Origin of the sequence: Sphingobacterium spiritivorum (genome assembly GCF_016724845.1) — a bacterium.
Lineage (GTDB): Bacteria > Bacteroidota > Bacteroidia > Sphingobacteriales > Sphingobacteriaceae > Sphingobacterium > Sphingobacterium spiritivorum_A.
On record NZ_CP068082.1, the window covers coordinates 3,895,824 to 3,908,737 of the forward strand.

Annotated in this window: 8 protein-coding genes; 7 read left to right on the forward strand and 1 reads right to left on the reverse strand. The window is 38.9% G+C overall.

What is annotated here, in order from left to right:
- The first annotated feature begins 157 nt into the window (after positions 1-157).
- The 3 genes from I6J03_RS16575 to I6J03_RS16585 all read left to right on the forward strand — a co-directional run bounded on the left by I6J03_RS16575 (position 158) and on the right by I6J03_RS16585 (position 3,774).
- The gene (locus I6J03_RS16575; protein WP_232279623.1) at positions 158-2,341 is read left to right on the forward strand and encodes a glucoamylase family protein; all 2,184 of its coding nucleotides are present in this window, start codon (positions 158-160) and stop codon (positions 2,339-2,341) included.
- Entirely contained in the window at positions 2,338-3,171 is an 834-nt protein-coding gene (gene ygiD / locus I6J03_RS16580) for a 4,5-DOPA-extradiol-dioxygenase (protein ID WP_115169209.1), read from the forward strand. The genes I6J03_RS16575 and ygiD overlap by 4 nt, the downstream gene beginning before the upstream one ends.
- A gap of 81 nt (positions 3,172-3,252) precedes the next feature.
- On the forward strand, positions 3,253-3,774 hold the full coding sequence (locus tag I6J03_RS16585) for an OmpA family protein (RefSeq protein WP_003001299.1): 522 nt from the start codon (positions 3,253-3,255) through the stop codon (positions 3,772-3,774).
- Positions 3,775-3,820: 46 nt separating this feature from the next.
- Here I6J03_RS16585 and I6J03_RS16590 read toward each other — a convergent pair whose 3' ends face one another.
- Positions 3,821-4,075 (reverse strand): PLDc N-terminal domain-containing protein, encoded by a 255-nt coding sequence (locus I6J03_RS16590; RefSeq protein WP_003004029.1) that lies wholly within the window; start codon positions 4,073-4,075, stop codon positions 3,821-3,823.
- Positions 4,076-4,211: 136 nt separating this feature from the next.
- On the opposite strand from I6J03_RS16590, the gene I6J03_RS16595 reads away from it, so the two are divergent.
- From I6J03_RS16595 to trxA, 4 genes are all read left to right on the forward strand, one after another.
- Positions 4,212-4,733, forward strand: a complete 522-nt coding sequence (locus I6J03_RS16595) for a hypothetical protein (RefSeq protein ID WP_003004028.1) — start codon at positions 4,212-4,214, stop codon at positions 4,731-4,733.
- Between the two features lie 911 nt (positions 4,734-5,644).
- Positions 5,645-7,603, forward strand: coding sequence for a tetratricopeptide repeat-containing sensor histidine kinase (locus tag I6J03_RS16600; protein ID WP_003004026.1), 1,959 nt, complete (start codon positions 5,645-5,647; stop codon positions 7,601-7,603).
- 247 nt (positions 7,604-7,850) lie between these two features.
- Positions 7,851-12,275: a DNA polymerase III subunit alpha gene (gene dnaE / locus I6J03_RS16605; protein ID WP_003004025.1), complete on the forward strand. Its 4,425-nt coding sequence runs from the start codon at positions 7,851-7,853 to the stop codon at positions 12,273-12,275.
- Between the two features lie 121 nt (positions 12,276-12,396).
- The gene (trxA, locus tag I6J03_RS16610; protein WP_003001286.1) at positions 12,397-12,714 is read left to right on the forward strand and encodes a thioredoxin; all 318 of its coding nucleotides are present in this window, start codon (positions 12,397-12,399) and stop codon (positions 12,712-12,714) included.
- Positions 12,715-12,914 lie beyond the last annotated feature (200 nt).

Below are 12,914 nucleotides of genomic sequence, written 5' to 3' on the forward strand. Positions count from 1 at the left end.
AATTAGAGGGCTAAGGTAAGGGTATTTTTAGGTATTTTAAAATTTTAGTAGACATTCCTCTGACACGCCATATGAATATCATTTGTTATTTTTGTCTCATCCAAAGTAACATTAATGTTTTTGTAAGCATCTATACTATTTGGTTTATTTTACTGCTATGATGAAATATTACTATCTCCTGATAACCTGCATGTTGCTGGTATCTAATACATTGAAAGCGGATACTTATCCGGAAGTTGTATTCGATAATAGTCTTGTAGGAGGGAGTTATGCAAAGAGTTTAGTCCGTTATTCCGGTGGTAGCTGGGTCGAGAATGTACGCAATCATCTGTTGGTATCGGACACGCTTTTTTTTACTCCCGGTAACGCTTTGTCTCTCAAATACCACAGTTCTGCAACCGGAAGCTGGGAAGCAGATATCTTATATAGCCGTCAAAAGTTTTTTTATCAGGTTTCTAAAAAGGATGTTTTGGTATTTAAAATGTATGTACAGACTGCATCTACCAAAATCGAGGAATTGCCGGATGTTGTCCTGAAACAGGGATTTAAACAAAGTGAACCTGTTTCATTGGCACACTTTATTGATGATTTTGAGCCTAATATGTGGGTCAATGTAGAAATTCCGGTAGATAAGATTAAGGGATTTGAAGAAGGTGCTATACGGTCTGTAAGTTTTGTGCAGAGAAATGCTTCTAACAAGACACATCATATCCTGTTGGATCAGATTGAATTTTTACCCAAAAATCCGTCCAGTGTTAAATTGTCTTCACCCGCAATCTTATCGGAAGCAAAAGCCTATGATAAACAAGTGCTGCTGAGCTGGCAATTGCCACTGACACCTAGTATACGCTATATCAAGATCTACCGCTCCACAGATAAGGAAAACTTTGAACCTGTAGCCATCCGCCCGATTCAGATGCAAAGTTGTCTGGATCGTGTTCCAGAAATAGACAAAACCTATTATTATAAGATTGCCTGGGTAGATTACGATTACATAGAGTCCCCTTTTTCCGCTGTCAAAGAGGTGAAGACAAAGAAATTGTCTGACGAGGAACTGCTCAATGTGGTACAGGCTGCTCATGTAAATTATTTCCTGGAAAACTATGATTTTAACAGTGGTATGTATATGCCTTACCGCCGTAAGGATAAAGCAATTGTTTCCGTAAGAGAATCGGGGTATGCTGCACTGGCCTTAATTGTCGGAGCAGAAAGAAAATTTGTGAACAGGAATGTCGTATTGGCCCGGTTCACAAAAATGGTGAACTTTCTAAAGAAAGTACAACACAAAGACGGTGTTTTTCCGGAGTACTTTGACGGAAGAACCGGTTTGCCGGAATACAGACAACATATACCTAAATATAGTCTTACAGCAACTACGGCCATGATGGAAGCTTTACTTATTGCAAGACAATATTTTTTTAAAGAAGATGTAGCAGAAGAAAAAGCTCTTCGTGAGAATATTACAGCATTATGGGAGCGGATAGATTGGAAAGTATTCTCTTCAGGAGAACATAATAATGTGCTGTGGGATAGCTGGTCTCCGGTAGACAGCACCAGAAGATCACATATATTAGGTGGTTTTAACAGCAGTCTCAATACGTATTTACTGGCGATATCATCTCCCACACACCCTGTTTCTATGGATGCCTATACATTTGGTTTTGGCAATGTCCATGTACACAGTAATCAATTGCCGACCTATTTTTCAAGATTCGTAGTTGGGGAAACTTCCCCATCAGACTCGGTTTCTGTAGAGGAGCATGCATCAGATACTTCACAGACACTATGGTCAAGATCTATTATCCGAGATACCGTAGAGTATGGTCTGCAGACCAAAGTGCCCGATATAGGTGTTCCGCTTGTAGATGTGTATCGTATGTTCTACACGTTAGATCCAAGAGATAAAAAAGATTCCTTACTGGATTACAATACAGAAGTTCGCAATATGATCCGTATTGCCAAAAGAAGAGATAATGAAATGGGTGTAGGAACGGCATTTTCGGATGTATGGGGATATTATACTGTAAAGGATACAGTTTCTTTAACTCGTATCAATCCTGCTGTAGGTCCGTCAGCACTGTTTATCGATAAAGAGATCGGTATGAAAGCTATGAAAACGCTGTACGAGAAATATGCTGATATTCTGTTTACAGAATATGGATTCAGAGCATGGTTAGATCTTAAAGATAATGATGTGTCTGATGAGTACCTGGCTGTCAATCAGGCTACAGTAGCTATTATGATTGAAAATTCCCGTTCAGGATTGATATGGGAGTTGTACAAGGAGATACCGGAGATTAAGGTAGTGACAGATAAACTGTTTAAGACGAAGAAAAAATGATAAGTGGATTAAAGGATCTGAAAAATCTTTCGGATAGTCTCCGAACACAGTCTAAGTTAATGCCTGTGCTTTTTGTCGGTCATGGCTCCCCGATGAACGGGATTGAAGACAATGAATTCTCCAGAAACTGGAGCAATATGGCGAAAGAAATTCCGCAGCCTCAGGCTGTATTAGTCATTTCGGCACACTGGTATACCGATAGCACAAAAGTGACGGCTATGGAAAAACCAAAAACCATTCATGACTTTTATGGATTTCCGAAAGAACTGTTTGCTGTAACATATCCTGCTCCCGGAAGTCCTGAACTGGCCATGGAGACAAAATCGCTGATTTCGCATACACAGGTCGAACTGGATCATGATTGGGGACTGGATCACGGAACCTGGACAGTGGTCAGATATATGTATCCCGATGCACAGATACCCGTGTTACAACTGAGTATTGATTACCGCCAACATCCGTCCTGGCATTATGAGCTTGGGAAAGAATTACTGGCTTTGCGTAAAAAAGGAGTGTTGATTATCGGAAGCGGTAATATGGTGCATAATCTTCGCATGGTTTCATGGGATATGATTCATGGAGGTGGATACGACTGGGCGTACCAGATGAACGATACATTCAAGAAACTGATTGAAAGTAAAGAGCATCAGAAACTGATTCGGTATGATGAACTTGGTTCAGGAGCAATGCTTGCGATCCCTACTCCGGAGCACTATCTGCCTTTGCTGTACAGCTTATCTTTACAACAATCCAATGAAGGAGTATCGTTTTTTAATGATAAGCTGGTAGGAGGCTCGTTGAATATGACCTCTCTTAAAATCTCGCAATAGACAGGAATTAATTGAGGAATTACGCTATTTTTGCTATATTTATCGAACAAAATCATAAAATTCAAAAGAATTAATCATTTCATGAAGCAATTAAACATATTTACGCTGATTTTATTTTGTGCTGTTACCTTATTCTCCTGTAAGCAACAGGCGCTCACAGTTAATCCCGGTGCAGTACTTTCAAAAGACGGTACAGATGACGGGTTGAAAAACGTCAAGGAAGAATTTAAAGATGCTTCCAGAACAGAAGAGGGAATCAAATTTTCGTTGTCATCTGACTTTTTATTCCCGACTAACTCTTCTTACCTGACAGATAAATCCAAAGGAGAACTGAGTAAACTGGCCAAATTACTGAAAGATAATTCCAAAACAAAAATCCGTGTAGACGGACATACCGATGCAACTGGTACACCGGAATATAATCTATGGTTGTCTGATAAAAGAGCGGTTTCCGTTAAGAAATTTTTAGTAGACTCCGGAATCTCTGAAAGCCGTATTACCACTAAAGGTATCGGACAGGCAAAACCTGTAGCAGATAATAAAACTCCGGAAGGCCGTCAGATGAACAGACGTGTAGAAGTCGTGTTACTGAATCAGAAGTAACAAGTAAAGATATAAAATCCAAGGGCAGTTGAAAAACTGCCCTTTTTTATTTTGCAGTGAAATGATCCTTGATTAAAGGATATTTATGTCTTAACGAAAAAAGATAGACACATGAGCCGATAACAGGCAGGAAGAAGACCAGCACAATCATTAAGATTTTATCGCCGCTATCCGTGAATTGTCTTTTAAGGATGTCAATTAATGATATAATAATCAGTATGGTCGGAATAAAACACATAACCATTACCATAATAATAAGAATTAACTCCTGTGTTCCGATATTCAAAAAAAGTAAGTTCATAAGGCCAAAAATTGTTATGTATAAATATAGTAAAAACTCTTTTTATCCCAAAATTAATGCAAATAAATGTTTTTCAGATTTATTTTATTTCTTTAATTTTATTTATATAAATTTAATTTTATAAAACTTCGTTTTTGTGGAGTTTAAATTATATTTATTAACTCTTTTTGTATTGTTGGCCTGTAATAAAGAATCAGGTATAAATAATTCTTTAAAGAATGAAAGAATAAGTGATTCAAAATTATTCAGCGCATCAACAATATTAACCCAGGTATTTGCAGATAGCCTTAATGCTTTAGCATCAGATTTTAATCTAAAAAAAGTTGATGGAGAAGTTGATAGGAGCAGCTCTGTTGTTGAAGAGTTTAATGACGTTGCTTCTGCGCGCTTATTTCTTCAAAACTTAGAAAGGAGTGAAATTGTGAATGAAAATAAACCTTTGAATATGTCTAATAATTCGATATCTCAATCCGGATTTTCGCCCAGATGGGGATACGTAGCTCCTATAAACTTTCAGTTTGAGATCCCAAGTCGTATATTTAGATTTTGGGAATGGTCTTGGAGATCTCCGGTTAGATTTGTGATTTCTGGTTATCTACATGCTTCCGGGCAAAGGAAATCGTCCTCTATTTTGTTTGGTTTGAGCAGCGGGATTTAAAGGAAATGAATGTAAATCTATACGGACCCCATATTTTCACTTCATTGGGAAGTAGTTATAAATATTTTCAAAGACTATATACTGGTTTGCATGGTCAGTTTTCATTTGCTGGTACTGTTTCTATGGTCGTTTTGATTAAGGATATTGGAACGATTTATTCCATACCGTTATCTGGTCGCATAGTCGCTAAAATGGAACCATATTATATTAATTATTCTGGTGATGTTGAAAGTAGTCCTTACAGTACTCAGATGATTAGTTATTATGTTTCAAGATAAAACAATCAAATTTATATATTATGTCTAGAAGTGATTTTGATTTATGGTTAATGACAGTGTGGCCAATTATTGGAACTATTCTAAGTTTGATGGTTATTTACGGAGTGATTCGGCTAATAATGTGGGCTATAAAATCTTATGTAAGAAAGATAATCAAAGAAACTGAAAATAACAGATAGGCTAGATATGTCATAATCATGTTTAGCTTTAAAAAATGTTATGTCATATTCGGTCTCATATTGATAATTACGTAAATATGTAATGACAGAATTTACTATTCTTGAAAATGAATCCTGCTCTACAAAACAAAAGTATATGTAAAATGATTCTTCTAATGAGACTTGCTTATATTGAATTGCATTCTTATATTAATATTTGTAGAAAATACATTACCTTCTAACCTGCTACTTAATTATGTAAATTGTATTTATATTGTTTCCAATTTCTCCAAAACGAATTTTCTGTAAATAAAGAGTAATCCTTCGCTATTTCTAATTTCATCAAATACAGATACCTAAATCTTCTTATATTCGCTATCAAAATAAAACTGTTCTGATGAGGAATTTGAAGCCTGTTCAGAAGAAGAATAAACAACTTAAACCATCAGTTTTCAACTGTTGTAACAATTGATCTATGAAGCGACTACTTCTTTTCGTTATACTATTGCTCCAATATTCCTATTCTTTTGCGCAGGATAACAAAAATAGAATCTACACCGATAGTCTGTCAAAAGTGCTGCACACAGCGGCTAATGATAGTATTAAAGCCCGTTCTGCGTACCTGCTTTCTAATTATTGGATCAAACAGAAAGATACCTTACAGTCTTTGAGATACCTTGATAAAGGCAAGCAACTAAGCGGTAAGAACAGCTATCTGAATGCACTCTATGCTTTTTATAAAGGCAGTTATTTGTTTATAAAGGATGGCGAGACGCAGGAATGTATGGATTTGTATAAGCAGGCAGCTCTTTTATTTGCTAAACACAAAAGCAAAGAAAGCTATGAATTTCAGGTCAAAAGCTGGCATAATTATGCCATGATGCTGGACCATAAAGACAACAAAAAAGGGATGGTAGAAATACTGATCCAAAAAGCCATTCCTGCAGCAGAACTGGCTGAAGATCATGAATGGGTGGCACGCTCGTACGGTAATATAGGAATGGCATTTGCAAATACAGCCACCTATGATAAAGCCATTGAATATTATGAAAAGAGTATCCGGTATTATGAACAGCATAATCTTTCAAAGGATAGATATGCCATCGTATTGTTAGATCTTGCACGGGTATATGTGGAATCTAAAAAGGCGGACAAAGCTACGCCTTATATCCGCAAAGCGGAAACTATACTGCGTACTATACCTAAATCTGTGGCACACCTGATATTGGGAGAAACGGCTTCTATGTACTACCAGCATAAAAAAGACTATACTAAAGCTGAAGAATATATCAAACAGGCAATAGCTGTTGCTACTGAACTGAATATGCCCTATGAGCTGAATAGCCTGAGGTACCAATATTTTAATGTCTATTTTAATCAGAAAAAATTTCCGCTTGCGCTGAAAGAGTTATATGCTGTAATGGAAAATATGCCGTTTGAAATGGCAAATAACCGACAGCAAATCGCCTTGGACCTTTCCGATACCTATAAGGAAATGGGCGACTACAAGAATGCTCTTACCTGGATGAAAAACCACGCAGCATTAAAGGATAGTATTTATGAAGAAAATACAAAGAAAGAGATAGCTGATCTTGAAATTAAATTTAAAACTGCCGAAAAGGAGAAAAAAATAGTGCAGTTGGAAGCTGAAAAGCAACAAACACTGTTACAACAAAAGAATCAGTTATTATTTAGCTGGATATTAGGTATTGGAGCCTGTTTATTACTTTGTGTGCTCTCCGTATTTATATATTTCTATAAACAACACAAGAAACAGGCGCAACAGCAGCTTAGCATATTGAAGCAACAGCAGGAACTGAAATTTGCACAGGCTATGCTTGCCGGAGAAGAACAGGAGCGAAGCCGGCTTGCGCGCGATCTGCACGATGGTCTCGGAGGCGCATTGGTAGGAATTAAATATAAACTTGCGGCGGAGGCAGAGACGACTAGTATTAATGATATACGAACGCAGCTGGATAACAGTATCAGCGAGCTAAGGCATATTGCCCGCAATATGATGCCCGAAACATTAGTTCGTTCCGGACTTACAGTTGCTTTGGAGGATTTGTGTACATCTTTACATCGGGAAGGTTTGGTTATAGAGTTGCAGTGTGATGAGATAAAAAGTGATACTCCTCCTGGCGTGCAATCCAATATTTACAGGATTATTCAGGAATTACTGAACAATGCTATTCGTCATGGTAATGCGACAAGAATCATTGTACAATGTTTTCAGAATGAAGAAGGATTTCTCATTACTGTAGAAGATAACGGAAAAGGATTTGATCTCAGTCAGACAGAGCAGCAAGGGAAAGGTATCGGCTTACAGAATGTAAGAATGCGGGCTTCTTATATGAAAGGAAATGTAGATATCAGCTCTGTTGCAGGTGAAGGGACGAGTGTCAATATAGAACTGTTATTTGATAAGGGGTAAGTATTTGTTTTTCAGTTTGTTTTATTGTTGTAGCTTATTCGGATATGGCTTGCTGTGTGCTGTGCCTTTGTTTCTGAGCTGTTGAGTCCTTACTTATAATTTATTGTAGATTAACAGGATAAAAGATATCCCATTTTTAAAGTGCGATGACTGGAAATCTTTAGTAATTTTGTAACTTCATGTAAGCTTTGAACGGCAAGTTTTATGTCGCTCATGTTGCAGTAAGAAAAGGATAAGGAAGGACGATATGTATATAATTTTTGATACGGAAACTACAGGTTTACCTAAAAGATGGGATGCACCGATTACGGATACCGATAACTGGCCCAGATGTATACAAATTGCATGGCAGCTTCATGATGATATGGGAAATATGGTGGAGCATGCAGATTTTCTCATCGCACCGGATGGCTTTAATATTCCTTATGACTCTGAAAAGATACACGGTATATCTACAGAGTTAGCGCAGGAGCGCGGTATCCCTATACAGGAAGCATTGGTCAGGTTCAATGAAGCATTGGCAAAAGCCAAATTTGTAGTCGGACAGAATATTGGCTTTGACCTAAATATTATGGGGTGTGAATTCTACCGTTACGGAGTAGAATCACCTATGGCTGAGATGCCTGTGCTGGATACCTGTACTGAAGTAACGGCTGAGTTGCTGAAACTTCCCGGTGGACGCGGAGGCCGGTTTAAACTTCCTAATCTGACGGAGTTACACACTTATCTTTTTGGAGTTCCCTTTGCTGAAGCACACAATGCAACCGCCGATGTGGAAGCGACGACTCGTTGTTTTCTTGAATTAGTACGTCTTGAAGTCTTTACATTAGATCAGCTTCAACAGGATACCGGATACTTTGTTGAGTTTAAAACACAGAATCCCGGACCAATAGAAACGGTAGGTCTCCAGCACCTGAACCTGAAAAAGGCTTCAGATGAGATCAGAGCACGTCAGCAAACCTCAGGAGCAGATGAAGTTGTCATTGATCAGGAAGCTGCGGCTGCCCTGGATGATGCTGTATTTGCTCATTTACATAACCACTCCCAATTTTCAGTTTTACAATCCACGATCTCTATTGGAGGTCTGGTTGATGCCGCTGTTAAAAATAAAATGCCCGCAGTAGCCCTGACCGATCATGGAAATATGATGGGGGCTTTCCATTTTGTAAGCCGTGTACTCGGTCATAATAAGGATGCGGAAACCAAAAATCAGGAACTTATAGATAATGGGGAAGCACCTACAGAGACTATAATCAAACCTATAGTAGGATGTGAGTTCTTTATCTGTGAGGATCACCTTGATAAGAGTCGGAAAGATAACGGTTATCAGGTTGTCTTCCTGGCTAAAAATAAAAATGGCTATCACAATCTGGCAAAAATGTCATCGGTAGCGTATACAAAAGGATTCTATTATGTGCCGCGTATTGACAAAAAGGTTGTAGAGCAGTACAAAGAAGATATTATTGTCCTTTCGGGTAACTTGCAGGGGGAAATTCCGAATAAGATACTCAACATCGGAGAGAATCAGGCGGAAGAAGCATTGATCTGGTGGAAAGAACAGTTTGGGGAAGACTTCTATATCGAAGTCATGCGCCACGGACAGGAAGATGAAAACCGTGTCAATGAAACATTGGTTTCGCTGGCGCGCAGACATGGGGTAAAAGTCATCGGAACAAACAATACTTACTATGTCAATAAAGCAGATGCTCATGCTCACGATATTTTACTTTGTGTAAAAGACGGAGAGAAGCTCTCTACGCCAAAAGGAAGAGGACGTGGTTTCCGTTTTGGTTTGCCCAATCAGGAATATTACTTTAAGTCTGCTCCTGAAATGAAGAAGGTGTTTGCCGATCTTCCGGAGGCCATTGTTAATATTCAGGAGATTATTGATAAAGTAGAGATATTCAAACTAAACAGGGATGTTTTGCTTCCTAAGTTTGAAATCCCCGAACAGTTCCAGGTACAGGAAGATAATGAAGATGGAGGTAAAAGAGGGGAGAACAAGTATCTGGCTCATCTTACCTATGTGGGTGCGGAGAAACGATATGCCGAGATTACGGATGATATTCGTGAACGATTAGATTTTGAACTCGCGACCATTGAAAAGACAGGATATCCGGGTTATTTCCTTATCGTACAGGATTTTATTGCTGAAGCCCGCAATATGGGGGTTTCTGTAGGTCCGGGACGTGGATCTGCTGCCGGATCAGCCGTTGCTTACTGTCTGGGTATTACAAATATTGACCCTATTCAGTATGATCTGCTTTTCGAGCGTTTCCTGAATCCGGATCGTGTATCCATGCCCGATATTGATATTGACTTTGATGATGAAGGCCGTGGAAGGGTCATGCAGTATGTAATTGATAAATACGGTGCTTCTCAGGTTGCACAGATCATTACCTATGGAACTATGGCCGCCAAATCTTCGATCAAAGATACAGCCCGTGTATTGGATCTTCCGCTCGCAGAAGCCAATGAGATTGCCAAGCTGATTCCTAATCTCAAGCTGAGCAAGATCTTCAATATGGATGAAAAAGCATTGAAGGAAGCCCTTCGGGCTGAAGAGCTCGAAGCTGTCCATAAACTCATCTCGCTTGCTGATGGCGCCGGACTTGAAGCCGAGACAATCAAGCAGGCAAGAGTACTCGAAGGTTCTATGCGGAATACAGGTATTCATGCCTGCGGAGTTATTATTACGCCCGATGATATCACTAATTTCGTTCCGGTTTCATTAGCGAAAGACTCCGACCTTTATGTAACGCAGTTTGATAACTCCGTGGTGGAAAGTGCGGGTCTCCTGAAGATGGACTTTTTAGGGTTAAAGACACTTACCCTGATTAAAGATACTGTTGCTAACGTCAAACTGAGGCATAATCTGGATCTGGATCCGGACAATTTCCCGATAGATGATCAGTTAACATATGAGTTATTCCAACGCGGAGAGACCATCGGTGTATTCCAGTACGAGTCGCCCGGTATGCAGAAGCATATGAAGGATCTCAAGCCCACTGTGTTTGCCGATCTGATTGCGATGAATGCCCTGTATCGTCCGGGGCCGATGGAGTATATCCCAAGCTTTATCAAACGTAAACACGGAATAGAGCCGATTGTATACGATCTGGATGCCTGTGAAGAGTACCTGAAAGAAACATATGGTATTACCGTATATCAGGAGCAGGTAATGCTACTGTCACAGAAACTCGCCGGATTCTCAAAAGGTGATGCCGACGTATTGCGTAAGGCGATGGGTAAGAAACAAAAGGCTGTACTGGATAAGATGAAGCCTAAGTTTGTAGCGCAGGCTGTAGAAAAAGGACATAATGCCAAAGTGCTGGAAAAAATCTGGACCGACTGGGAAGCTTTTGCGAGTTATGCCTTCAATAAATCACACTCTACCTGTTATGCATGGGTAGCTTATCAGACAGCCTATCTGAAAGCGCATTTCCCTGCTGAATATATGGCGGCTGTATTGTCCAATAATATGAATGATATCAAACAGGTGACATTCTTTATGGAAGAGTGCCGGAGAATGGGGCTGGAAGTATTAGGGCCGGATGTCAATGAATCACATTATAAATTTACTGTAAATGATAGAGGGGCTATTCGTTTTGGAATGGGAGCCGTCAAAGGAGTAGGTGCAGGGGCTGTGGATACGATAGTACAGACTCGTGAAGGCAACCCTTATAAATCAGTATTTGATATGGCCAAGAGGATAGATCTTCGTGCTGCTAACAAAAAAGCATTCGAAAGTCTGGCTTATGCCGGAGGTTTTGATAGTTTCAAGGATACACATCGTGCCCAGTATTTTCATGTGGACGGAGATAACTCTACCGGACTGGAAAAAGCTGTCAAGTTTGGTCAGCGTCACAAAGAAAATGAAAGTTCAGCTCAGGCGAGCCTGTTTGGAGGAGGTGGAAGTGCTGAGCTTCCGGAGCCTGTACTGGCGCCATGTCCGCAGTGGGGACTCATCGAAAAACTCAAGTACGAGAAAGATGTGATCGGTATTTACCTGACCAGTCATCCGCTTGACAACTATAAATTTGAGATCAAACATTTCTGCCAGAACAACGTAAGTGAACTCCAACTGATCAATAAAGTCAAAGCTTCAGAAGTGGAAGAGGATGTATTGCTAGAGTTCAATAAGATCAAAAATAAAGAAGTCATTATCGGAGGGATAATTGCAGCAGCAAATCATCGTGTTTCCAAGAATGGCAAACCCTTTGGGATACTGGTTATAGAAGATTATTCGGATTCATTTGAAATGATGGTCTTCGGTGAGGATTATGTTAAATTTAAGGGCTATCTGCAGGAAGGATACTTTGTGCAGATCCGCGGATTGGTTCAGGAAAGATTCAGGCAGGTCGGAAACTGGGGTTTTGAGCTGAAAAATATCCAGTTGTTATCGGATCTTCGGGAGAAACTGGCGAAAAGTTTTACCGTACAGGTGCCTTTACAGGTTGTCAATCCTGAATTTGTACAGTTTATGAAGAACTTAATAGACGGTACGCGGGTAGAAGGACAGGATGCCAATTGTCAGTTGAAATTCAAAATTGTGGATATACAGGAAGGCTTCAATATAGAGATGCCGGCGAAAACTATAAAAATTAACCTCACAAACGAATTTTTGGATGGGATAGAGCAGTTTGAAGGTGTTAATTATAGATTGAATTGATACAGCATAGTTATTATTTAACCCGTCGATGACTAAAATTCAGATGACGTTGTTTATCTTTGTTAGAGATTAAAGAGATAACCCATAATGATGTAAATCATTGTTTAAAAAAAAGATAATTATGGCTTTAGAAATTACAGACAGCAATTTTGAAGAATTGGTATTAAAATCAGATAAACCGGTATTGGTAGATTTTTGGGCAGAATGGTGTGGTCCTTGCCGCATGGTAGGTCCGGTTGTAGAAGAGATCGCTAAAGAATATGAAGGTAAGGCTGTTGTCGGAAAAGTTGACGTAGATAGTAACCCTGAAATTTCAGTTCGTTTTGGTATACGTAACATTCCTGCACTATTGTTCTTCAAAAACGGCGAGATCGTTGATAAACAAGTTGGAGCAGTACCAAAATCAGTATTGACAGAAAAACTTAACAAGCAGTTCTAAGAAATAGAAGGTTTTTAACCTTAGAAAGGAGATGATCAATGATCATCTCCTTTTTTTTGTTGCCAATTTTATCTTTATTGATGAATTTTATTTTGAATATGATTATATTTTTGAATATTTTTTGAAAAAAATATACTTTTTTTATTGTTTTTTTAATGAATTAATATATTTTTGAGTAATTATAAAGCGTAATATTAAAT

Coding starts and splice junctions, on each gene's coding strand:
- I6J03_RS16575 (WP_232279623.1), top strand. CDS start 158: ATGATGAAATATTACTATCTCCTGATAACCTGCATGTTGCTGGTATCT.
- ygiD (WP_115169209.1), top strand. CDS start 2,338: ATGATAAGTGGATTAAAGGATCTGAAAAATCTTTCGGATAGTCTCCGA.
- I6J03_RS16585 (WP_003001299.1), top strand. CDS start 3,253: ATGAAGCAATTAAACATATTTACGCTGATTTTATTTTGTGCTGTTACC.
- I6J03_RS16590 (WP_003004029.1), bottom strand. CDS start 4,075: ATGAACTTACTTTTTTTGAATATCGGAACACAGGAGTTAATTCTTATT.
- I6J03_RS16600 (WP_003004026.1), top strand. CDS start 5,645: ATGAAGCGACTACTTCTTTTCGTTATACTATTGCTCCAATATTCCTAT.
- dnaE (WP_003004025.1), top strand. CDS start 7,851: ATGTATATAATTTTTGATACGGAAACTACAGGTTTACCTAAAAGATGG.
- trxA (WP_003001286.1), top strand. CDS start 12,397: ATGGCTTTAGAAATTACAGACAGCAATTTTGAAGAATTGGTATTAAAA.